The 22429-nt window shown below is 48.3% G+C and carries 22 protein-coding genes; 5 read left to right on the top strand and 17 right to left on the bottom strand.

Annotation, left to right across the window (positions count from 1 at the left end):
• Window positions 1-70 precede the first annotated feature (70 nt).
• The 3 genes from AC3WTJ_RS09685 to AC3WTJ_RS09695 are packed head-to-tail and all read left to right on the top strand — an operon-like array spanning window position 71 to window position 2646.
• The gene (locus AC3WTJ_RS09685; RefSeq protein WP_492521671.1) at window positions 71-1099 is read left to right on the top strand and encodes a methionine ABC transporter ATP-binding protein; all 1029 of its coding nucleotides are present in this window, start codon (window positions 71-73) and stop codon (window positions 1097-1099) included.
• Complete coding sequence (locus tag AC3WTJ_RS09690) at window positions 1096-1758, top strand: methionine ABC transporter permease (protein WP_157319838.1); 663 nt, start codon at window positions 1096-1098, stop codon at window positions 1756-1758. Before AC3WTJ_RS09685 ends, AC3WTJ_RS09690 begins: the two co-directional genes overlap by 4 nt.
• A 30-nt stretch (window positions 1759-1788) precedes the next feature.
• Entirely contained in the window at window positions 1789-2646 is an 858-nt protein-coding gene (locus tag AC3WTJ_RS09695) for a MetQ/NlpA family ABC transporter substrate-binding protein (protein WP_492521578.1), read from the top strand.
• Between the two features lie 45 nt (window positions 2647-2691).
• Here the strand turns inward: AC3WTJ_RS09695 and ald are convergent, their stop codons facing one another.
• From ald to AC3WTJ_RS09745, 10 genes are all read right to left on the bottom strand, one after another.
• Window positions 2692-3807, bottom strand: coding sequence for an alanine dehydrogenase (gene ald / locus AC3WTJ_RS09700; protein ID WP_492521579.1), 1116 nt, complete (start codon window positions 3805-3807; stop codon window positions 2692-2694).
• Between the two features lie 125 nt (window positions 3808-3932).
• A complete protein-coding gene (locus AC3WTJ_RS09705) occupies window positions 3933-5600 on the bottom strand; it encodes a PucR family transcriptional regulator (RefSeq protein WP_492521580.1) in 1668 nt (555 codons plus the stop codon).
• Window positions 5601-5740: 140 nt separating this feature from the next.
• Window positions 5741-6892, bottom strand: a complete 1152-nt coding sequence (locus AC3WTJ_RS09710) for a DUF2264 domain-containing protein (RefSeq protein ID WP_492521581.1) — start codon at window positions 6890-6892, stop codon at window positions 5741-5743.
• On the bottom strand, window positions 6885-8006 hold the full coding sequence (locus AC3WTJ_RS09715; protein ID WP_492521582.1) for a glycoside hydrolase family 88 protein: 1122 nt from the start codon (window positions 8004-8006) through the stop codon (window positions 6885-6887). Before AC3WTJ_RS09715 ends, AC3WTJ_RS09710 begins: the two co-directional genes overlap by 8 nt.
• 17 nt (window positions 8007-8023) lie before the next feature.
• Window positions 8024-9043: a LacI family DNA-binding transcriptional regulator gene (locus AC3WTJ_RS09720; RefSeq protein ID WP_492521583.1), complete on the bottom strand. Its 1020-nt coding sequence runs from the start codon at window positions 9041-9043 to the stop codon at window positions 8024-8026.
• A 134-nt stretch (window positions 9044-9177) separates the two neighbouring features.
• A complete protein-coding gene (locus tag AC3WTJ_RS09725) occupies window positions 9178-10524 on the bottom strand; it encodes an ABC transporter substrate-binding protein (protein ID WP_492521584.1) in 1347 nt (448 codons plus the stop codon).
• 481 nt (window positions 10525-11005) lie between these two features.
• Entirely contained in the window at window positions 11006-11914 is a 909-nt protein-coding gene (locus AC3WTJ_RS09730; RefSeq protein WP_492521585.1) for an LLM class flavin-dependent oxidoreductase, read from the bottom strand.
• 36 nt (window positions 11915-11950) lie between these two features.
• A complete protein-coding gene (locus AC3WTJ_RS09735; RefSeq protein WP_492521586.1) occupies window positions 11951-12733 on the bottom strand; it encodes an SDR family NAD(P)-dependent oxidoreductase in 783 nt (260 codons plus the stop codon).
• Window positions 12734-12847: 114 nt separating this feature from the next.
• Window positions 12848-13933, bottom strand: a complete 1086-nt coding sequence (locus AC3WTJ_RS09740) for a Gfo/Idh/MocA family protein (RefSeq protein ID WP_492521587.1) — start codon at window positions 13931-13933, stop codon at window positions 12848-12850.
• Window positions 13934-13970: 37 nt separating this feature from the next.
• Window positions 13971-15053: a Gfo/Idh/MocA family protein gene (locus AC3WTJ_RS09745; protein WP_492521588.1), complete on the bottom strand. Its 1083-nt coding sequence runs from the start codon at window positions 15051-15053 to the stop codon at window positions 13971-13973.
• Between the two features lie 250 nt (window positions 15054-15303).
• Here AC3WTJ_RS09745 and AC3WTJ_RS09750 point away from each other — a divergent pair, with 250 nt between their 5' ends.
• The gene (locus AC3WTJ_RS09750; protein ID WP_492521589.1) at window positions 15304-15798 is read left to right on the top strand and encodes a hypothetical protein; all 495 of its coding nucleotides are present in this window, start codon (window positions 15304-15306) and stop codon (window positions 15796-15798) included.
• Window positions 15799-15976: 178 nt separating this feature from the next.
• Here the strand turns inward: AC3WTJ_RS09750 and AC3WTJ_RS09755 are convergent, their stop codons facing one another.
• The 6 genes from AC3WTJ_RS09755 to AC3WTJ_RS09780 all read right to left on the bottom strand — a co-directional run bounded on the left by AC3WTJ_RS09755 (window position 15977) and on the right by AC3WTJ_RS09780 (window position 20673).
• On the bottom strand, window positions 15977-16660 hold the full coding sequence (locus AC3WTJ_RS09755) for a hypothetical protein (protein WP_492521590.1): 684 nt from the start codon (window positions 16658-16660) through the stop codon (window positions 15977-15979).
• Between the two features lie 134 nt (window positions 16661-16794).
• Complete coding sequence (glpX, locus tag AC3WTJ_RS09760; RefSeq protein ID WP_492521591.1) at window positions 16795-17757, bottom strand: class II fructose-bisphosphatase; 963 nt, start codon at window positions 17755-17757, stop codon at window positions 16795-16797.
• Between the two features lie 41 nt (window positions 17758-17798).
• Complete coding sequence (locus AC3WTJ_RS09765; RefSeq protein WP_157320040.1) at window positions 17799-18590, bottom strand: pyruvate, water dikinase regulatory protein; 792 nt, start codon at window positions 18588-18590, stop codon at window positions 17799-17801.
• A gap of 28 nt (window positions 18591-18618) precedes the next feature.
• Complete coding sequence (locus AC3WTJ_RS09770; RefSeq protein WP_127449488.1) at window positions 18619-19233, bottom strand: helix-turn-helix transcriptional regulator; 615 nt, start codon at window positions 19231-19233, stop codon at window positions 18619-18621.
• Between the two features lie 236 nt (window positions 19234-19469).
• Complete coding sequence (locus AC3WTJ_RS09775; RefSeq protein ID WP_127449486.1) at window positions 19470-20012, bottom strand: chromate transporter; 543 nt, start codon at window positions 20010-20012, stop codon at window positions 19470-19472.
• 16 nt (window positions 20013-20028) lie between these two features.
• Entirely contained in the window at window positions 20029-20673 is a 645-nt protein-coding gene (locus AC3WTJ_RS09780; RefSeq protein WP_127449484.1) for a chromate transporter, read from the bottom strand.
• 241 nt (window positions 20674-20914) lie between these two features.
• On the opposite strand from AC3WTJ_RS09780, the gene AC3WTJ_RS09785 reads away from it, so the two are divergent.
• Window positions 20915-21283: a hypothetical protein gene (locus tag AC3WTJ_RS09785; RefSeq protein ID WP_492521592.1), complete on the top strand. Its 369-nt coding sequence runs from the start codon at window positions 20915-20917 to the stop codon at window positions 21281-21283.
• A gap of 82 nt (window positions 21284-21365) precedes the next feature.
• Here AC3WTJ_RS09785 and AC3WTJ_RS09790 read toward each other — a convergent pair whose 3' ends face one another.
• Window positions 21366-22274, bottom strand: coding sequence for a DMT family transporter (locus AC3WTJ_RS09790; protein WP_492521593.1), 909 nt, complete (start codon window positions 22272-22274; stop codon window positions 21366-21368).
• Window positions 22275-22429 lie beyond the last annotated feature (155 nt).

Here is a 22429-nt window from a genome sequence, read left to right on the forward strand (position 1 = left end):
TTATAAAATAATCTACCGTCGGTCAAAATCTATAGTCACCCTTATTTGCTTGGGATAGGAGGTATTCATCCTGATTCATATCGAGAACTTACAAAAAGTGTACGAGGATGTACCGGGACGTGTACCGGCTATCCAGCAGATCCATTTACATATCGATCGCGGAGAAATCTTCGGCATCATCGGACATTCCGGCGCAGGGAAAAGCACCTTGTTGCGATGTGTAAATTTACTTGAACGTCCATCCTCGGGAAGCATCACCATCGACGGCGAAGACATGACAAGTTTAAATGCCAAACAGCTGCAAGTAAAGCGCCGCAAGATCGGCATGATTTTTCAACATTTCAATTTGCTCTCCTCCTCTACGGTTGCCGATAATATCGCTTTCCCGCTGAAGCTGGCGGGTATGGGACAAGCTGAAATAAAAGCACGGATTAAAGAGCTGCTTGAATTGGTGGGACTGCAAGACCATGCCGGCAAATATCCCAACCAGCTCTCGGGTGGACAAAAGCAGCGTGTCGGTATTGCCAGAGCGCTAGCTAACCATCCGGACATTTTGCTCTGCGACGAAGCTACTTCTGCCCTTGATCCGCAGACTACGAATGCCATTCTCGCTCTGCTGCTCGATATTAACCGGAAACTTGGCATTACGATCCTGTTGATTACGCATGAAATGCAGGTCATTCGCGCGATTTGTGACCGCGTTGCTGTCATGGAGAAAGGTTTGATCGTCGAAACCGGCAAAGTGCTCGATGTGTTCCTTCAACCGCAGCATCCGGTAACGAAGGACTTTGTCGGTCAGGTTGCTGATTTCGCGAGCAGCCTCACGGAAGACGGTACGAACCTGAACAGAGGAAATACGCAAGGTACTGTCATTCGAATTACGTATATCGGCGCGAAGACGTATGAACCGATTCTCTTCGAGACTGTCAAATCGACGAATGTGACCTTCGCTATTTTGCAAGGTACGATTTCTTCCATGAAAGGGGTGCCGTACGGCCAGTTGGTCGTGCAATTATCCGGTGCTCATCAAGAGGAAATCGAAGCTGTTATTGCCAAATTGAAGCAAGAAGGAATGGATGTGGAGGTGATGGCCCCATGAATATGACCTGGGAGATTAACTGGGCTGAGATTGCCAAAGCAACCGGCGATACGCTTGTGATGCTGGGGTGGTCGCTCCTGTTCACCATCATCATTGGTTTAGCCCTTGGCATTATTTTATTCCTTACTTCCAAAGGGCAGTTGCTGCAAAATATGCCGCTATACGGCGTGCTCTCATTGATCGTAAACATCCTGCGTTCCGTGCCCTTCGTTATTCTCATGATCTCGGTGTTCCCGATCACGAAGGCGCTCGTGCACACCACAATCGGCGTGAAAGGCGCGATCCCGCCTCTCGTGATCGCCGCCGCGCCCTTCCTGGCGCGGCTGGTTGAATCCGCGCTGCGCGAGATCGAGAGCGGCGTCATTGAAGCCGCTCAGTCGATGGGCGCAACGCCATGGCAAATCGTCTGGCGCGTTCTGCTGCCGGAAGCACGCTCGGGCTTGATCTCAGCCGTTACCGTGACGGCTGTGGCCTTGCTCTCCTACTCCGCCATGTCAGGCGTCGTAGGCGGAGGCGGGCTCGGCGATCTTGCGCTCCGCTACGGCTATATGCGGTTCCGTACGGATATTATGATCGTCACGGTCGTTATCCTAGTCCTTTTCGTTCAGCTTCTACAAATGCTTGGTGATCGCATGGTCGCCAAATACAACCGCAAATAAGACATCACGATTATTGGAGGTCATTTTATCATGAAAAAACTTTCTGTTTCACTTGTTGCTCTATTCTTCGTGTTGGCGCTTGCCGCATGTGGACAAAAACCGGCTGAGAACCAAGCCAGCACAGCGCCAGCTGCTTCTGGAGCGCCGGCAGCAACGACGCCTGCCAAAGAAGTTACTTTGAAGGTTGGCGCGTCTTCCGTTCCTCACGCTGAAATTTTGAACGGCATCAAAGCAAAAATGAAGACTCAAGGCGTTAACCTGGAAATCATCGAGTTCAACGATTATGTACAACCGAATGTGCAAGTGTTTGAAAAACAATTGGACGCGAACTTTTTCCAACACCAGCCTTACCTGGACCAATACAATGCTGATAAAAAGCAAGACCTTGTTAAAGTCGTCGGCGTACACATCGAACCATTTGGTGCTTACTCTCAAAAAGTGAAATCCGCTGCTGAATTGAAAGAAGGCGCAACTGTCGCTATTCCGAATGACCCGTCCAATGCGGGCCGTGCGCTAGCTTTGATGGAGAAAAACGGTTTGATCAAGCTGAAAGACGGCGTTGGCATTAAAGGAACTGTGAAAGACATCGTCGAAAACAGCAAAAAACTTCAAATTAAAGAGCTTGACCCGGCTATGCTGCCACGTACGATCGGTGAGTTCGATCTAGCGCTCATTAACACGAACTACGCGCTTCAAGCGAATTTGAACCCTACGAAAGATGCGCTGTTCATCGAGGATAAAAACTCCCCTTACGTGAACATTCTCGTCGCTCGTCCGGACAATAAAGATTCCGAAGCTATGCAAAAGCTGGCGAAAGAATTGAACTCCGCTGACACGAAAAAATTCATCGAAGATAAATACAAAGGCGCTATCGTTCCAGCGTTCTAACATAGAAAAACCGTCAGGAAAATCTTCCTGACGGTTTTTCTATGCTTATTGTAAGAGAGATTGAATATCCGTATATGCGTAGCCATGCGCCTCAGCGACAGCCTTGTAAGTAACATGCCCGGCTACAACGTTAATCCCTTTAGCAATCGCTTTATTGTCCAGTGCAGCCTGTACGTACCCTTTGCCGGCAATTTGCAAGCCATATGGCGTAGTCACATTCGTTAGAGCCAATGTAGACGTGCGAGCTACGGCACCAGGCATGTTCGCTACCGCATAGTGAATGACGCCATGCTTCTCGTAAGTCGGTTGATCATGCGTTGTAATTCGATCAATCGTCTCAATGGAGCCGCCTTGGTCGATCGCAACGTCCACGATCACGCTGCCGGGACTCATCGTTTTGACCATCTCTTCGGTCACCAGACGTGGAGCGCGAGCGCCAGGAATAAGTACGGCGCCGACCACCAAATCAGCTTGCCGTACGACTTCGGCGATGTTATAGGGACTAGACATAATCGTTTTCACACGTCCTTGGAAGAGATCATCCAATTGGCGCAATCGATCCGGATTCAGGTCCACGATCGTAACATCGGCGCCTAATCCAATCGCCATTTTCGCTGCGTTAGCTCCTACGATTCCACCGCCGATGACGGCTACTTTTCCTGGCTCAACACCGGGTACGCCGCCTAGCAGAATCCCTTTGCCTCCATGCGCTTTCTCCAAGAAATGCGCGCCGATCTGGACGGACATGCGGCCCGCTACTTCGCTCATTGGTGTCAATAGCGGAAGACTGCCATTGTCCAACTGAATCGTTTCGTAGGCAATTGCGGTTACCTTGTTGCGAGCTAGAGCATGTGTCAATTCAGCTTCTGGTGCAAGGTGAAGATACGTGTATAAAATCAAGCCTTCATGGAAGTAGCCATACTCCTCTGGGAGCGGCTCTTTCACTTTGACCACCATTTCAGCTGCCCAAACGTCCGATGCTGCAGCGACAATCGTCGCTCCTGCTTGTACGTAATCTTCATTCGTGAATCCGATACTGTGACCTGCCATGGTTTCTACCAATACTTCATGCCCCGCTTTTGTATAAGAAAGCACGGAACTAGGCGTCATGCCTACACGAAATTCGTTATTTTTTATTTCCTTAGGAACCCCAATAATCATTCTGCATCTACCTCTCCTAGGGACCCACGAAAAAAAGGATCCGTCTTCACTTGATAGTTCCAAGTATAAGAGGGATCCGCTCTTGTTCCATTAGACAAATTGTCAAAAATCTGTCTGTGTTTTTTTCACAATTTTATTTCCGGATAAAGCAACTGATATGCCCGTATTCCGACCTGCAGCGCTAATCGCTTCTCAGGGAGCATGTAATCTGCGCCTAGCAGCTCCTCTATTTTCTCCAAGCGGTAATAGAGCGACTGCCGAACGATAAAAAGCTGCTGGGCCGCAATCTGCTTAGACCCGTCGCTGTCTAGATAAACCTTGAGCGTACGAAGCAGCTCGCTGCCTTTCATGTGATCATAATCAATAATCGGCCCTAAATACGTACGGACAAAAGACTGCAGAATGTGCTTGTCGGCAATATGAAAGAGCAGTTGGAAGACACCCAACTCGTCATAAAACTGCACTTTGCCCCGCAGCGTCGGAGCAAGCGAAATCGCTTGAAGCGCCTCTTGATAGCTTCGGTGGGCTTGCAAAAAACCGCGGTTGCTTTGGCCAACACCAATGGTCAATTCCATCTCTTCCTCCGCTTTCAAGAACTGAAGCGACTGAAACACCTGCTGAAGCCGTTCTTTGGCCGGCCGTTTGGACGTTTTGTCAAAAGCTACGACGACAAGCCGGTTATTTTTCAAAGTTAATAAGGGATGAAACGTGTGCTGTTCAAAAATGGAACGTGCGGCTAATGAAAGATGAATACCCGCAGATTCTATGCCATCACCGTCTTCAAGTACGGATTTGTATTCAATCTGTCTATGTTCAAATTCGATTAAAATAACATGATAAGGCAGTTCATTCAGCTGTTTAAATCCATGGCCAATCAAAACTTTGACCTGCTCCTCGTCTCGAATGCGAAGATGGAGCAGATCGTCTACCCATAAGGTTTGCGAGTACAATTTGCGCTCTTCCATGTAGCGTTTGCGCAATAAGTCCTGCGCGATCGACAAAGAGGCGGAGTCCAGAATCAAGTACTCATACTCCTGTGGTTTACGACCTAGAACAAGAATAATATAGGCCCATGTTTTCCCCATCGCTCCAACAGGCTGTACGATAACTGTCTGGCCTTCTAATTCAAAAATGACTGGAGAGCCTGCATTGCTGGCGGTTGTTTCCCGCTCTATTTGGTTATTCAAAATTTCCAGCCATTGCGTCGTCTCCCGGCTCCCCAGCTGTGGAACAAATTTGGGTTGGCTATCTTGAGGCATATAGATGACTTGGGCTTTTGTACTGCTCTGGAGCAGCCCCAGCACGTGGGATACGCCCTGCGAAGATAATGTCATGCGATGGAATTCTCGTGAAATTTTCTCCAGATCTTGGAGGGCTTTATGATGTTGGTTAATGATGTGAGCATGAATATCTTGCGTAATGTCGATAAAGCGCACCGCTTGAGGGAAAATAATGAGAGGGAGCCCGCAGGCTTCCGCCGCGTCGATCCACGTCTGCGGGATAGCACTTAAATAATGGCCCATCTCTATGCAGAGACAGGATACGTTATTATTAATCAGCTGCTCCAAATAGAGCATAAACAGCTTCGTATCGCTCTTAAAGGCAGCCCCCGTCGTCAGGATCATCTCTCCGCCCTGCAGCAGCTCTTCAAACTGGATCACTTCAATGATGTGCACCCAGCGCACTAGCCGCTGCAGCCCCTCTTGACCTGTTGCCATATAGGCTTGCTGAAAGAAAGGTCTACCCAGTACTTCTTCTACCGTTAATTGATAATCTTGATTCAAGACTGTCACGCTACTTTCTTCTGGCTCACCAAAGTTATCCACAACTGACTATTCAGGCTATATGGGGATAAAAGAATTAACGAAGTTTAGTATACATGAAAAAAGCGCCTGTTTCACTAGGAAACAAGGCGCTTTTTGGCTATCCAAACTTATATGGCTTTATCAATGGCAACGGTTTGCCCGGACCAAACCTTCTGCGAGGTCCAAGGCGCATCCGCATCGCTCCAGAACGCATCATCTGCCGGCAAACCAAGCGGCAGGAAGACAGCGGAGCACAGGTATAGGCTGCCTGTAGAGATGTAAGGCTCGCCAAGTTCAGGCTGGTGACCGCATAAGCCGATCGTCAGCCAGCCTGCTTCGTCGAACGTGCCCGGCGCTTCAATGAGTCGCTTCATCACCGCGCTTAATGCGCATCTTACTTGCGAAGGAGAAACACCAACCGGCAGTTCGCGGCGCAGCGCTGTCTGAGCTAGCGACTGAAAAGCGCCAAACCGGTAAGCAAGCGACCTGCCGATAACAGGGAACGTGCCCTCAGGAGAGATGGAACGCTCCTGAACAGCGGCATAACGCTGCGCACGCGCCAAAATATCCTTGCGCATAACAGCCCAATCTTCATAATGCGTATCCACATGCTCAATGATATCAACCAGCATAGGCTGAATCACGAAGCTGTTGTAGTAGTCCGCATGATAATGGGGGCCATCGCCGTACATGCCGTCTCCGAGATACCACTGCTCATGCTGCTTGAGGGCAAAGTCCACACGCATCTGGTCCCAATCCTCGCCCATAAATCTGAGCGCGGTTTCCGTCATCGCAGCGAACAACAGCCAGTTGTTGAAACCCGGCTTGCGAGTTCTCGTCGCTTTCAAGGCTTGCACCAGATTGCTCTGAACGCGGCGCTCTAGTCCATTCCAAAGTGTGTTAGGAGCACGCAGAATCGCATGCGATAGAAAAGCAGTGTCCACAATCGGCTGAAATCCGTGGCTAAAATTCATGAAATCAGGCGATTCAGGATCAGTCGCCGCATCTAGACCTGATCGCACGAGCTGGACGTAGTGTGTCCGAAGCTTTTCCTCTTCTGCATCCAGCGCAGGTGTTTCCAGCCAAGGAGCGATGCCAACAAGCGTACGGGCAAAAGCCTCCAGATGCGAGTATTGGCGCTGCTCTTCTTTTTTATTCTCAACAGGCATGGTTGCCCGCAGTTTTTTATCCGCCAATGCCGTAAGAACGGGATCCGCAATGCGAAGCATCGTTTGTACCCAGTAAGACCGGGTACTGCTGGCTGCCGATTGATTATTCATACCAGTAACCTTTGATTCCTTTCTCCATGCGCACAAGCGCTTCCAAATAGTAGTAATCTCCCCAGATCATGAAGTCGTCCGGCGCGTTTCCGCCGCGAACGCTATAGGAGCCGCGCTCAATGAAACCTTGTGCATCCGGCTTGCCGATTGTTGCATACGATTTCACGAGTCCAGCCATGGAGCGCCCAATCGCATTTTCCAAATAAGCACGGTCTGCATCATCCCCAGCCAAATGCTCCAACAACTCAAGCGCTCCTGCAGAAGCAATCGCGGAAGCGGAGCTATCACGTTTCGTTTCTGCGTTCACAGGCGCATTGAAATCCCAGTACACAACGTCATCCTGCGGTAAGCGGTCAAAGAAGTAACGAGCCAAACGTTTCGCCGTTTCCAGGTAAAGCGGATTTTTCGTATAGTGGTAAGAAAGCGCGAATCCATAAATCCCCCATGCTTGGCCGCGAGTCCATGTTGAACCATCGCTATATCCTTGTGCCGTTCCACCATGCAGTGGCTCGCCGTTTTCTTGGTCAAAATAGAACGTGTGGAAAGAGGAATCATCACCACGCACCAAATAACGGCGGCTTAAATCGGCATGAATGACAGCAACTTCTTTGTATTTCGCGTCGCCTGTTTGTTCGTAAGCCCAGTACAAAAGCGGCAGATTCATCATGCAGTCAATGATAATGCGGCCACCGTTATGCACATCGCCTTCCGGGCCCCAAGCTTGAATATACTGGCCTTTTGGTCTCCAGCGCTTCATCAATACGTCAGCAGCCTGAAGTGTAAGCTGTTTGGCATTCTCATCTTTTTCAATGATCCACTGCGCTTTGGAGGAAAGGGAATATAAAAAGCCGATATCATGGTGATCTAGAGCGACATTGTCTTCCAATCTTTTCTTAAAGCTTGCCACCGTTTTCTGTGCAGCCTCTTGAAATGCTTTGTCACCGCTGTATTGGTAGCCCAGCCACAAAATACCGGACCAGAAGCCGTCCGTCCAATCCGTATTCGGATTCAAGTGATACACATCATTTTCGCTGACATGAGGAAATAAATCCCCAAAACGTTCAATGTTCACTTTCGTTTTCTGTAAAGCATCTTCAATGGCTTGTTTCCACATACAATGATTCACTCCGTTTACTGTAGTTTGGTTGTTCCTCGTTCTATAAAAGTAAGCGGGACCTCGATTTCGCGGTCTTCGCCTGACTCCGCTTTGTTGCCAATCTTGTGCATCAGCTTGTTTATCGCCATTTGCGCTTGATCGATATAAGGAATGTCCCAGCTTGAAATGCCAGGATAGCTTTCTTTCGCAATATAATCGTTATTAATTCCAATTAATTTTAGGCGGCCCGGAATATCAATGTGCAGCTTATTAGCCGCAGATAACACTCTCAATGCCACATGATCGTCGAAAGCGACAATGCCAACAGGCTTTGCTTGACGCTGCATAAGATCACGCAAATAGGCCTCGATATCCAAGCCCATCGTATCCACGATTTCTTGGGACACACCCCCACCGAATTGCGCCATCCCGGCATTAAAACCGATGAGCCGCTGTTCATCGATGACTTTCGAGCGTTTGCTGCCTAAGTAGCAGATCGCTTCGCAGCCATGATCTGCGAGCACCTTGACGGACTGCAAGCAAGCTCCTGCAAATCCAAGATTCACAGCTCCTGTCGCGATGTCCTCCGGCCAGCCCCACCCATTGATCAGCACCAAAGGTGTTCCGCTGTTGACGATAGAGCGCGTCGTTTCAAAGCCCATGGCTAAACCATGGCAAATTAACCCGTCAACTCTTCGCTGCTGCAAAACTTCCAAGTGCCTGCGTTCAATATCCGGGTCAAAACCTCCCGAAGAGAAAACGGATAAGTGGTATCCCGCATGATGCGCTTCAATCTGTAAATGTTCGGCAAGCTGTCCATAGTAGCCGGCCATCGCTGGAATAATGAGACCGATTTCATAAGTTTTGTTACGGCTTAGACCTGCTGCCATCGTGTTACGCCGATACCCCAGTTGTTCAGCAGCCAATTCGACTTTGCGAATGGTCTCTTTCGATGAGCGAATACCACCTCGATTCAACACATTGGAGACGGTGGCAATCGACACACCTGCTGCTTCGGCCACTTCTACAATGGTGACTTGTTTGGGCTTGGTCATCCCTGTTTCAACTCCGTTTTGTTAAACGTTTAACATACTCTATTAGCTTAATGTGAAACGTTTAACCTGTCAAGAGAAAAAAAGACCGGTTCCCTCACTTCAAGGGAATTCCGGCCTCTCGTTTTGACGAAGAGCTACTTCGCTTTATTTTTTTCCAACACAGCGTTAGCATCTTTGCGGAATTTCGCAGCAGCATCTTCTATGCTCGTTTTCTTGTACAAGATTTGCTCGCTGGCAGCTTTGAGCAATTTCTCGACTTCGATGGAACCAACCGGGTTCGGAGGATCCATTTGGGAGCTGTTTTGTTCAGCCCATGCCACATAATCAAAGATTTTCACTTCGTTCGGGGACAACAGCGGTTTGAGCGCATCTTTCACTTTAGAGGAAACAGGCACACCGCGGTCGCCTTTAATCAATTTGTTGGCTTCAATATCGTTCACGAAGAAAGAGATGAACTTCGCTGCTTCTTCTTTTTGCTTGGAGCTGTTCGCAATGGAGAAGTACATACTTGGTTTCAAGAACAACCCTTTATTGCCGTTGCGTCCAGGAAGCGGGAGCAATTCAAGCGGACGATCTTTCACCAAGTTGGCAACAGCCAAAAATTGATTGGACCAACCATTGCCCGTTACCGCGTTGTTCAGCAAAATTTCGTCTTCCTCAGCTACACCTTTCTTCTGTGACTCTTTATCAAGGGAAAGGATATTGCCGGCTTCGTACCATTTTTGGTAACGTTTGAAGTAGTCAATGAACGGTTTATCGTCAGTGTAACCAAGCGCCGTACCGTCTGCGTTATACATTTTTTGATCGACAGTACGCAGGTAGTACGGGAAGAAGACTTCATGGTGAAGCGCAAAGCCGCCGATTTGTTTGCCGCCAGCTTTCGCTTTTGCCGCAACCGCATCATAATCCTCCCAAGTCCAATCTTTGGTTGGTGTTGGAATGCCTAAGCTCTTGAACGTATTCACATCAACTGTCGTCGCCAGCGCGTTCACGCCTAAGTTCATCGCGACTAACTTACCGCCTACTTCACCGCCGGAAATATTATTCGGGGAGATGGAGGAAACGTCGATCAGGCCATTTTTCGTGTAAGGGGTCAAATCAGCCAACTGATTTTTCCCGCCGTATTGGGTCAAGTACGAGATATCCATCTGGATAACATCCGGCAGCTGATTGGCTGAGGCTTGCGGAGCAAGCTTTTTCCAATAGTCGTCGAATGGCGCGTATTCCGCTTCAATTTTGACGTTCGGGTTCTGTTTCTCATACATCTCGATCACTTTTAACGTGTAATCGTGACGCGCTTGCCCACCCCACCAAGCAACGCGAAGCTTAACTGGATCTTTGCTAGGTGCTGTTGTAGCCGCTGCTGCTTTGGATGGTTCCGCGCTTGCCGCAGGTGCTGCTGGCGTATTCGTACCTGACGAGCATGCTGCCGCAGTAAACATGATGGATAACGACAGAGCTAAAGTGAACACTTTTTTCATCTCTATTCCTCCCCTAAGTGAGCCGATCAAATTTGGATAACGCTTACATGTTTATTATCCAACTTTCTAGGGGAAAGTTTAATCCAGAAAGTAGAGGTATTTGTTTAAAAAACAGTGTTAAAAAAATATTAAAAAAAAATAAAACCAACGCGCTACTTTTTACGTAGTACTGTTCATGCATGACATTCTTTCAGGGTTAGGGAGGTTTCTTGCTTATGACATTGACTCTCAGGTACTACCAAACCGCTTCAATCCGGGACGCCATTTCCATGTTAGTCTGGTATTTACGTAAAAAACGCCGCGCGTAACATGACTTATAGGGTTCGCAAATAAGCAAGGATAAACGATTTCGTCATCCTTTTAGGACGAACGCGTTTGTTAAAGTAGATGCGAAGCAAAAGTATAAAACTTATACTTTCTTATCTACTAATAAAGGCTGCTCTCTCGTAGATGATCTACAAGAGATGCAGCCTTTTTGCTATTAAGAAATGATCGAGCTTATTAACTCATAGGAACGCATTCGCCGTTCATAATCTGCAATCGGAGTGACCAGAAGAAATTCATCGACCTCACAGTCGCGTGCGATCCGCCCCAACTGCTCATGCACGGCAGCAACTGTGCCGATGAGCATTCTGCGCTGGGGCTGCTGGGACTCTGCACCTTGCAGCAAAGGCATACCAGCTGCTAATGTCAGCGCCTCCTCCTCCGAATCGGCGCAGACCACACCTACCGCGATGATGACCCGGGGGGCTTGCCCTTGAGCGGATGGCACAAAGTTCTCCCGGTAGCCACGCACAACTTCAACAGCATCGCTGTCGCTCATAAATTGGCCGAATACGTAGCCAGTTCCATGTTCAGCCGCTAATGCTGCGCTTTTGATATTGGTGCCGAGCATCCACACTTCCGGCGCAACAGGTGGCAACGGCCTTGCCGTTACCGGTTGGCCTTCGCACTCAAACCGGCCTTCCAGCAAGGCCATTAACGACTTCAACGTTTCCGGCAGCTGCCTAACGTTTTCCAGGAAGTTGCCGCTTAGCGCAATGGCGGCATTGGCAGAACCGCCGGGCGCTCGCCCGATGCCAAGATCTATTCTGCCCGGATAGAGGGCAGCAAGCATATGAAAGCTTTCTGCCACTTTCATCGGTTTATAATGCGGCAGCAGCAGCGCGCCTGAACCGATGCGAATGCGTTCCGTCCTCGCGCCGACATGCGCCAAGAAAACCTCCGGCGCTGTACAAGCCAATGCAGGCATGTCGTGGTGTTCAGCGACCCAGTAGCGCGAGTAACCCCATTTTTCAGCTTGCCTTGCGAGCATAACAGCTTGCTCGTAAGCCGCGCCGGCGTCTGCCGGGGCTATGACGGGAACAAGATCTAACACACTAAGCTTCATTCCAATGAGTCCTCCATAACCAGAACCGATACAAGTTTACAAAGCTTCGCCTTTGCCGCCATCAATATTGACCGAAGTCCCCGTTACGTACGAAGCTGCTTGCGAGGACAAGAAGACGATCACGTTCGCCGCTTCCTCTGCTTGTCCGATGCGGCCTAGCGGGATGGCGTGTCTTGCATCACGTGCATACTCATCCCAAGTGAGCTCAGGCGCCTCACGCTTCCAAGCTTTTTCCAGCTGATCACTGCGAATCTTTCCGATACACACGGTGTTCACGCGAATGCCATCCCCGGCAAGATCCTTGCTCATCGCGTTAGTCAAGGCCAGTCCGGCTGCGCGGCTGACACTTGTGGGCAAGGAGGAAGCCGGCGGTGTCTTGGCCGCAGACGTCGTCAGATTCACAATGGAGCCGCCACCAGCTAGCTTCATATAGGGAATCGCATAACGGGAGCAATGAATCGCTCCGAACAACTTCAGTTCCAAATCCTGCCGCCAAACCTCCGTTCCCACCTGTTCAAAAGGTTTCGCCGCAGAAGTCCCGGCATTATTAACCAAAATATCAATGCCTCCAAAAGCTTCAACCGTTAGCTCGACAGCGCGTTTGCAATCTTCTTCTGACATAACATCCGCTTGAATCGTTAGTACTCGGCTTTCCGTCAAGCCGGCAATATGTTTGGCAGCTTCTTGCAGCTGCTCCTCATTTCTAGCACAAATAGCAACCTTCGCCCCTTCGCGGGACATCGTGATGGCAGTCGCCAAACCAATTCCTTTGCTTCCGCCTGTAATTAAGGCAACTTTTCCCTTCAAGCCCAAATCCATCCTTACATCCATCCTTTCCTAGACACCAGAGTAGTTCTAGCATACTCTTTTTGGCAGCATTTTTTCAAATGTTGGCAAAAAAAGAGAGAGGCGCGAGCCCCTCTCTTCTACTTTCTAGTTATTCAAGTATACAGCTTTACCTGTGCGTGCCGATTCATAAATAGCTTCCAAAATTTGCGATACAACATAGGCTTGCTCAGGAGTCACGACAGGTTCAGCATCCGTTTCAATCGCTTTGATCCAAGTGCGCATTTCCAGATCCGCATCACTTTCTTTGGCTCCATCATAAAAAGCAACTCCGCCGGCTTTCAGATCAACTTCCGTTGTATACAAACGGCTGTGTTTTTCGCCATTGATACGAAGTCCGCCTTTCATGTCTGCGCCGCCTTCAGTTCCGCTCAGCGAGCACTTCGCCTCGTCAACTTCCAGCGTGTTCAGCGCCCAGCTGGATTCCAGCATAATAGTCGCTCCGTTTTCCATCACGATCATCCCGAATGCGGAATCTTCCACTGTAAACTTGCTTGGATCCCACGGGCCCCATGCGTTAGCGGCATTTTCTTTTTGAGACAGTTCGTGGTAGGACGTACCGAGAACAACTTTCGGTTTGTAGTTGTCCATCATCCAAAGCGTCAAGTCCAAAGCGTGCGTTCCGATATCGATCAACGGGCCTCCGCCCTGTTTTTCTTCATCGAGGAATACGCCCCATGTCGGAACAGCACGACGACGAATCGCATGCGCTTTAGCGAAGTAAATTTCCCCAAGCTCGCCTTGCTCACAAACGCGTTTCAAATGCTGGCTGTCCGCACGGAAACGGTTGTTGTAGCCAATTGTCAGCTTTTTGCCTGTACGTTTAGCTGTCTCAGCCATACGTTTCGCATCTGCTGCCGTTTTCGCCATCGGTTTCTCACACATGACATGTTTGCCAGCTTCCATTGCTGCAATAGCAATTTCTGCATGCGAATCATTCGGAGTAAGAACATGCACGATATCAATCGTAGCATCTGCTAGTAATTCTTTATAATCTTCATAAACGGTAGCGCCCTCTGCGCCGTATTTGTCAGCCGCCTTCTCTGCGCGCTCGCTAACGATATCACAGAATGCGACAATTTCAATATTTTTCAGCTTGCTCAAGCTTGGCAAATGCTTACCGTTTGCAATTCCACCACAACCAATGATACCAATACGGAAAATACGTGACATAAGATTACCTCCAAAGTAAGTTGAATTTTATTGTGAATTAATTAGGAAGTTCAATGGTGACTTCGCGTTTCAGAAGCGAGGAGCGAATAATACCATCAATTATCGCTTGATTGCGGACGATTTGCTCACCAGGAATTGGTGCAGGCTTGCCGTCGCGAACCGCCTCAACAAAATCGCGAACTTTTTCGTTAAACAAATTTTTATTATGATCGATGATCGGAATTTGACTTTCGGTATGGTGTCCAAGAACATCATGGAAGTACGTGATAGATCCAACAGATCCATCAAACACGCCGCTCCATGGGCCTTTACCGGCAGGCGTCACTTTAAGTCCGCCATCGGTTCCAAGGAACAGAGTCGGCCCTAATGTGTCCATGTGCATCGCCCATGAGATTTTGAAATTCAGCACGAGATCCCCTTCAAATCGGATCATCGCAACACCGAAGTCTTCTACATCGAAGCGCGCTGCTTCTTTATGATACAAAGGGTTTGTACCAAAATAGTTAGAACTGTAAGCGGATACGGTAAGCGGTTTCGGATATCCCATCGCATTAAGCGCCATATCGAGCGAGTAGCAGCCGATATCGGCCATTGCACCGGCACCTGCGATTTCCTTGGAGATAAATGTGCCGCCAGGCATCCCTCTACGACGTCCGCCGCCAGTCTCTACGTAGTACACTTTGCCAAGTTGACCGGACTGAACCACATCTTGAATGGTTTTCATGTTCGGATCATACCTCGGTTGGAAGCCAACATTGAGCATGAAGCCTGTCTTTTTCGCCGTTTGCGCCATTTCTACCGCTTCATCCAACGTAACGGACATCGGCTTTTCCAGCATGACGTTTTTGCCTGCCAGCAAGGCATCTACCGTAGTGCGGTGGTGAGCCACATTTGGCGTGCAAATACTTACTCCATCAAGGTCCAACTCCAACAGCTGTCGGTAATCGTCAAAGGCTTGCGCCGATGTAAGCTGCCAGAAATCAATAAATTGCGCCGCTTTGCCAGGTACAGCATCTGCAACCGCTACAATCTCTACATCAGCCAGCTCCCGGTAGGCCTTTACATGCGCGCCAGCAATACCGCCGCCGCCAATAATGCCGATTTTCAATGTTTTGCTCATCTCATTACCTCATCGCTACATGTAATATTAAGACATCCTACATAAATGTAGCATAGGAATAATAGGATTTTTAGTCTAACATTAGGACAAAAAAGATAAGAAATTGCGACATGGTTGATTTGGAGAGAAAAACGGCTTATCTTCTTGGTCTCGTTGGGTGGCCCCAGACCATCAATAGTCATGCACAAAATTTAATAATAAATGAAACATTTTCCATATAAGGTCGTCTAATTAGTTGGAGGTGGTCAATTTGAAAATAGGAATTATTCTATTAGCTTTAGCAACTCTTTTAGGATGTAGTGAAAGTACTAATCAATTGGAAGATAAAAACCGAAGAAGTCTCCCTTCCGATTCTGTGACAATGCCCAACACATCCATTGAAAATGAATCATTGTTTGCTGTAAATATGAATACACCAGACTCTCTAATTGCAGGTGAAGAATTCATAACAAAAGCATCACTTACAAACATAACTAATGAAAATTATCAACTTGAATATGGAAATAAAATCTTTAACTTCTTTGTGTATGATGAAACAGGAAAACAAATAAACACTATTAAGAAACCAGCTATACTTAACGAAAAAGACTTCAAATCTAAGGAGACCATGGTCGAGCAGTTCAGCTATCGTTTTGATCGACCAGGAATTTACTACTTAGAAGCATTTGCTGAATTTAAAATCAAAGAGGGGGATAAATTTCAACTCAATTTAGGAAAACACAAATTAATTGTTTCGCAACAGTGAAACATAAAAGCCCTCAATTCGTTAGTTATCCATTTATGCGTCACTTCGTAGTGTAATTCATCACCCTTCAGCATAAAAAAGGGTCGCCCTAGTAGATAACTCTACTGAGACAGCCCCCCACTTATTCTGCTGTTCCTGCGATCCTCTTGCTTAAACAGCTATTCCACCATCCGTCCACTCACGCGCCGCCTTCGCCGCCCACCTTCTTCTTCGCATCCTCCAGAAGGCTCCGGTAAGCCGGTTCATCCGGATGATCGCGCACTAAATCCTCATAGTAGCGGCTGACTCGTTGGAAATAATAAGGATGAACGTCCTGCGTCGGAACAAGCCGGTATGGATCCCAGCGGTACGTCTGCACTTGGTACGCTTGATTCTGCTCTTTCACCCAAAGCGCGAGCTCGCATAGGCCGTCTTTCCCGTCTCGGGTCGGCATATCCTCAATCTCCAAATGATCGTACGTCGTCCCCGGCGGAATCATCCGCTGAAAGCCGCTTGACGTCCATTGAATAATGTCAAGCTCAGAGCCTGAACCTGAGCTAGTGCCCTCCTGCCGCCAGCCAATAAGGATATCCCAGCCCTGTCTGCGTGAAACAGGCGCGGCCGCAAAATCCGTCACTTCCCTGACTCCTCCCGTAGCTGCAGATGCAATAGGAAACCAGTTTCCGGAATAGTCTTTGATCGAGAACAGGTACTGGTTGTCTAAGAATCTATACATAGCCGTGATTTCGGGAGTGCCGTCACCATCAACGTCCGCATACAAGATTGCCGCGGGATTCCCCTGCTGCTGCAGCTGCACGATCTCAGCTTCTTGAGGTATGCAGCTCCGGACGACGGCAAGGAAATCAATATTGTTCATGCTCATGGTTATCCCTCTTTTCGCATCATTCTCAGCTAAAGTATATGCGACTGTGGACTTGGCCCATGAATACTAATGGCAAGAATAACAAAAGACCATGTATCTCAACCCAAGTTGACATACATGGTCTTCCTTACGCCTTAGGCACTCCCAAGATACACCTGTGTCTGATGGACGCAATGAATGAAACGCACGGTTTGCGTTTCAGCTCTCATGACGACCGAGTGAGTCTCGGCGCGGCCGCCGAATTGATACTTCACTCCGCTCAAGAAGTCCCCGGTCGTAACGCCTGTCGCTGCAAAATAAATATCGGATTCTCCGACGAGATCACGCATGCTCAACACTTTGGAGGGATCCGTGATCCCCATAGCCAGGCAGCGAGCGATCTCCGCATCATCCTCCGGAAGAAGCCGCCCCTGGAACTCGCCGCCCATACAGCGCAGCGCGGCCGCGGCGAGCACACCTTCCGGCGCGCCTCCCGAACCCACGTGCAGGTCGATGCCCGTTTCGGGAAATGCGGTCGCCATCGCTCCCGCCACATCGCCATCACTGAGCAAATGAATTTTAACGCCTAGCGTGCGAAGAACTAAAATTTTGTCGGCATGCCGTTTGCGATCCAAAATTGAGACGGTTAGCTCCGTTACATCCTTTTGCAGCAGCTCCGCAGCTTTGCATACGGTCACATCGAGCGGATCCTCTAACCGGAGATGACCGGCCAGTCGGGGACCGACGGCGAGCTTTTCCATATACATATCTGGAGCATGCAGCAGATTCCCTTTCTCCGCAATGGCTACAACGGAAAGCGCATTGTTTCTGCCGCTTGCTACGATATCCGTACCTTCCAGCGGATCTACAGCCACATCATATTCAGGACCAACACCGCTGCCCACTGGTTCGCCAATATAGAGCATGGGTGCTTCGTCCATCTCACCTTCTCCGATGACAACAGTTCCCCGAAATGGAATGGAGCTAAAAATAGAACGCATGGCAGATGTTGCCGCTTCGTCAGCGCTATGTTTATTCCCTTTTCCAGTCCACCGAGCGGACGCCAAAGCAGCATATTCTGTAACCCGTACAATTTCCAGTGACAAATCTCTTTGCATACATCCATTCACCCTTTCTACTTTGGAATTGTTTTGTGCGTTTACGTTCTGTCGGCTAAAATAAGTCCTGCTGTCTCTTCGATCGCCTTCTCACTCACATCGATGATGCGGCAGCCGAGGTCTCGATACAATTTCATCGCAAAAGCCAACTCTTCTTTGACCCGCTCCCCGGTCGCATATTTGGCGCCAAAGGGAAGCCCTACTGCTTTCAAGCGTTCTGTTCGAATGCGTACCAGATGATCAGGATTCATCGTTAAACCAATTAATTTCTTAGGATCTAATTCATATATAATGGCGGGTGGCTTTACCTCGGGAACAAGCGGGTAATTGGCCACCTTATTTCCTTTATGCGCCAAATAAATGCTAAGCGGCGTTTTGGAGGTGCGGGAAGGCCCGAGCAGGACAATATGGGCGTGTCTCATTGCGCTGGGATCTTTGCCATCGTCACTATTTACCGTGAACTCAACCGCTTCAACCCGCTGGTAATACTGCTCATCCATCTGATAGAGCAAGCCTACTTTGCGCTTCGGCGAATCTTTGAACGTATCAATGAATGCCTGCATCATAGGTCCCATAATGTCAATCGCATTGACGCTAAGTCGAATCGCTTCCTGCCGCATCATCTCCCTAAGTTCGGGAAGAACAAGGGTGTAGGCGATAAAACCGTTTACTTTCGATGCTTCTTCCACTAAGGAGCGCACTTCATCTTCGGTTCGGATGGATCCGAAGCGTTTGACCTGCACTTGGCTTGCATTAAATTGGCGGATTGTTGCTTGTACGACGGTATTCGCCGTTTCCCCCACAGAATCCGAACAAACGAAAATCGTATGCATCTTTTCTCCCACTTGCACTCCTCCTGATTTAAATCCCCAGCGCTACTTCAAGCAGCAGTTTGGTCATCGTCGTTTTCGTAATTCGGCCAATTACTTCTTCATATTCCTGATCAGGCGCTGCCGGCTTAACGACGGGCAATCCGTCGACTTGATGATGAATCATTTTCCTGGCGGCTTCTAATACGCTATCTTCCGGGTGTACCGTAACAATGTTCGGATGTCTGGTCATGACGAGCGAAACAGGCATTGTGTTAGCGGCGGACTGCCCTAATGTCACCTTCAGCAGATCCTTTCGTGAGACGATACCTACTAAAGCCCCCTGTTGATTTACAATCATTAAACTTCCTACGTTTTCGAGAAAAAGTGTCACGACAGCATCGCTGACCGTAACGGTCTCCCTGAGCACAACGGGAATGCCCATAACTTCTTTGACCTTCATCGCCTCAATATGCTTAAATGGTGAATTCACTTCAAGCGCAGCTTTTCCAAGAAAATAGCCGACTTTCGGTTTGGCATCAATATGCCCAAGCATCACCAAAACAGCCAAGTCCGAACGAATCGTCGGGCGGCTAATTCCCAAAAGCTCAGCGATGCGTTCACCCGTAATCGGGGCATGCTTGCCCACAAGATCAATAATTTCCAACTGGCGGGATGTCAGCTCGATGATGTTTCCCTCCTAAACAATTCAAAACCACCTATATAGTGTGTTCTATTTATTATATATTGTATATTATATAGCATAAAAAAGGAAAATAACATTGTTTTATAGCACATAAAATAATTTCTTATCATTTTTGGACACGCTCCGTTCACTTTTTATCATATAAAAAAGCCCCCTTTCTAATTCCCGGAGGAATAAAAGAGAGCTTTTCAATACAGCTATTGGAAAAAGACGATGCCCATAATGCCCGCGCCTACAATGATAATAAATGGATGCAGCTTATATTTGACAATCCCCATGAAAGCACCGATGGAAATTAAAATCGTAGCGATCTGCTGCCAGGTAACCGGCAGTTTCGCTTCCCCCCAGCCTGCCATGCCGAAGTGTATCGCCGCAAAAATAATTAAACCGGTGACGACAGGTTTCAAGCCATAGAAAGAAGATTTAAACCACTTATTATGATGCCATTTATACAAGAAAGCCGCTAATAAAATAATTAATAAAAGAGATGGAAGCACCATGCCTAGCGTTGCCGCAATAGCCCCCATCACGCCAGCCGTCTGAAAGCCAATTAGTGTGGCACAATTCGTCGCAATCGGTCCTGGGCCTGACCCCGCCAAAGACACCACTTGGTTAAAAGCTTCATCTGAAAGCCAATTGTTCTTGCTCACCTCGTGCTGGATGACCGGCATCATCGCATATCCGCCGCCGAAGGAGATAAATCCAATCTTAAAAAAAGTAAGAAATAAACTGAATAACACGCTTTTTCACCTTCCCTCATATCCCGTCAGCAATGAAATAATCTGCGGCCCGGTTGGTCATTGGCGCTTGCGATTTCGTTTCTTTGCTTGCGAATGGATCTTTCATTCCCCATTTTTGTTTTAAGAAAACGACAGCAATTCCGACCACAAAACCGGAGCCAATCACTAAGATCGGTGATATCGGGATGAAAAGCAGGACGAGCACGGTCGCTATGGCTGTAAAAAGTGTCATTTTATCGATAATCGATGACTTCGCCATTTTGTAGGCAGCTGCTGCGATCAGTCCGACAATTGCAGCATGAATCCCCTCCATGATAGCTTGCATTTTCGGATAACTTTGGAGAATTGCGTAAACCATACTAAGGAGCATTACAATGATAAACGTAGGAAGCGTAATGCCGATGACGGCTGCTACGGCTCCTCGAATTCCTGCCAAATGATAACCGACTAAGGCCGAAACATTCACGCCTACGCCGCCCGGAGCTGCTCCGGAAATGGCAAGAAGTTCTGTCATCTCATCATCTGACATCCACCCGTTCGTCTCAACCACTTCCCGGTGAATAGCAGGCAGCATAGCATAACCGCCGCCAAATGTAAGTGGGCTGATCCGCAGAAATGTCCAGAAGATGCTTATTAATTTACGAAAGTTGTTTGTTGGCATGTTGGTTGACCTCCCCTGCACTTAATTCTATTTTGAACTAAAGAACGAAGAATGTCCAATCATTTTTACTAATCCGCTCTCTAAATCCCCCTTATAATGCAGGACGGACGTTTATTTCAATCCCGATCATCCCGATTAAAAATGTAAGTTTAATTTATTTTGGTATAAAGGTCAGGTTTCAGAATAATTGGGGTAAGCCTAACATAAGAACACCTAATCCAATTGAAAGGAAGGATGAATCATGAGCCGAATCATTCAAGCGTATTTTCACACGGAAAATCAAGCGGAGGATGCAAAAGTATTGCTGATGAAATACAATCCGGAAATGCTCGAGGTTGGATCCCTGGAGGGCGGATATAACGGCAGCGGACGGCTGCTGCTTCCCATCTTGGATGGTGGTGGTTTGGTAAGCGAAGCCAACATGAACAACAGTTATGCGATGGTTGGTACGCTGCCGACTGCAGCTGCCAACTCGTCCGATTATGCGAGCGACCGGGACGCCACTGCACTTCATTATGTGCTCACAGCCAAAGTCGCGTATGCCGATTACTCAGGTGCCGCTGAAATCATTCGCCGGAACCATGGGCATCTGGAGGAATTAGATGAGTAGGTATAGAGTTCCCTCCATCCAGAGAGGGCGCATGCATTAATGAAAAAAGAGCTTGCCGACATCAACATCGGCGAGCTCTTTTTTATGCAGCATTCGTCTGCCGCTTTTTCATGGCATAATTCGTGATATAGACCCCGGCCACGATAAGTATCGCTCCCAATAAATGATACACTCTCAGTGATTCGCCGGTAAAAGCCGTTGCAAATATCGCGCTGAACATCGGGATAAAGTTCAGAAAACCCGCACAGCGCTGAGGCCCCAGGATTTCGATGGCTCGATTCCAGCTAAGGAAAGCTATGATAGATGCGAATAATCCGATATAGATAAGTCCTGAGATAAGCGCTGAATTCCAAGCAATCTGCGGGGATTTCAACGCCACTTCCGTTATTGAAAGCGGAACTAACAAGAGCAAAGCGACGACAACCTGCGCCAGCAGCAAGGGGCTGGAAGGAAATCGTCCCGCTACTTTTTTCATGCCTACAGAATAAAGGGCCCAACATAGAACAGCCGTTAGCATCAGCAAATCGCCTTTATTAAAAGACAGGTGAAGCAGCGCTGACAGACTCCCTCGGCTAATGATCCAACTCACGCCGGCCATTGAAATAAGAATCCCCGGCAACGCCGACCAGGCTAATTTTTCTCGCATAACCAACCATGTCAGGATCACCACAAGTATCGGTGTCGCAGAGTTCATGAGTGAAGCGTTAATGGAACCTGTATATTGAACCGCGACATAAGTCAATGTGTTAAATCCGGCAACGCCCGTTGCTGACAAGAATAAGAGCATTTTCCAATTCCGTAGAAATTCAGTCCTAAGTCGCCAAGTTTGCTTGCCATAGAAAGGTAGAAGCAGCAGAAAAGCAATGCCCCAGCGCAATGCTGCTAACGTTATGGGCGGAATATGCTCGACGAGCGCTTTACCGGCCACAAAGTTGCCTCCCCATATGCAAGTGGCGAGCACTAAAAGTATGTAGGGGGATTGTCGTATCATGCGGGATCAAACTCCTTTGTAAATCCATCATCGGGTCATGCCCTTATACATGATAACATATGACGCGCGCCTAGGGACGATGTCCCCCATAATATCGAATAACTAATTGGCGGAAGATACATACATACTAACGTATGGAAATATTGTGAAATGAC

Source organism: Paenibacillus sp. FW101-FHT12H11, from assembly GCF_058790355.1.

Excerpts from the sequence above, each read along its gene's own strand:
- AC3WTJ_RS09690 (WP_157319838.1), top strand. The coding sequence starts at position 1,096 with ATGAATATGACCTGGGAGATTAACTGGGCTGAGATTGCCAAAGCAACC.
- AC3WTJ_RS09695 (WP_492521578.1), top strand. The coding sequence starts at position 1,789 with ATGAAAAAACTTTCTGTTTCACTTGTTGCTCTATTCTTCGTGTTGGCG.
- ald (WP_492521579.1), bottom strand. The coding sequence starts at position 3,807 with ATGATTATTGGGGTTCCTAAGGAAATAAAAAATAACGAATTTCGTGTA.
- AC3WTJ_RS09710 (WP_492521581.1), bottom strand. The coding sequence starts at position 6,892 with ATGAATAATCAATCGGCAGCCAGCAGTACCCGGTCTTACTGGGTACAA.
- AC3WTJ_RS09715 (WP_492521582.1), bottom strand. The coding sequence starts at position 8,006 with ATGTGGAAACAAGCCATTGAAGATGCTTTACAGAAAACGAAAGTGAAC.
- AC3WTJ_RS09720 (WP_492521583.1), bottom strand. The coding sequence starts at position 9,043 with ATGACCAAGCCCAAACAAGTCACCATTGTAGAAGTGGCCGAAGCAGCA.
- AC3WTJ_RS09725 (WP_492521584.1), bottom strand. The coding sequence starts at position 10,524 with ATGAAAAAAGTGTTCACTTTAGCTCTGTCGTTATCCATCATGTTTACT.
- AC3WTJ_RS09730 (WP_492521585.1), bottom strand. The coding sequence starts at position 11,914 with ATGAAGCTTAGTGTGTTAGATCTTGTTCCCGTCATAGCCCCGGCAGAC.
- AC3WTJ_RS09735 (WP_492521586.1), bottom strand. The coding sequence starts at position 12,733 with ATGGATTTGGGCTTGAAGGGAAAAGTTGCCTTAATTACAGGCGGAAGC.
- AC3WTJ_RS09740 (WP_492521587.1), bottom strand. The coding sequence starts at position 13,933 with ATGTCACGTATTTTCCGTATTGGTATCATTGGTTGTGGTGGAATTGCA.
- AC3WTJ_RS09745 (WP_492521588.1), bottom strand. The coding sequence starts at position 15,053 with ATGAGCAAAACATTGAAAATCGGCATTATTGGCGGCGGCGGTATTGCT.
- AC3WTJ_RS09755 (WP_492521590.1), bottom strand. The coding sequence starts at position 16,660 with ATGAGCATGAACAATATTGATTTCCTTGCCGTCGTCCGGAGCTGCATA.
- glpX (WP_492521591.1), bottom strand. The coding sequence starts at position 17,757 with ATGCAAAGAGATTTGTCACTGGAAATTGTACGGGTTACAGAATATGCT.
- AC3WTJ_RS09765 (WP_157320040.1), bottom strand. The coding sequence starts at position 18,590 with ATGCATACGATTTTCGTTTGTTCGGATTCTGTGGGGGAAACGGCGAAT.
- AC3WTJ_RS09780 (WP_127449484.1), bottom strand. The coding sequence starts at position 20,673 with ATGCCAACAAACAACTTTCGTAAATTAATAAGCATCTTCTGGACATTT.
- AC3WTJ_RS09785 (WP_492521592.1), top strand. The coding sequence starts at position 20,915 with ATGAGCCGAATCATTCAAGCGTATTTTCACACGGAAAATCAAGCGGAG.
- AC3WTJ_RS09790 (WP_492521593.1), bottom strand. The coding sequence starts at position 22,274 with ATGATACGACAATCCCCCTACATACTTTTAGTGCTCGCCACTTGCATA.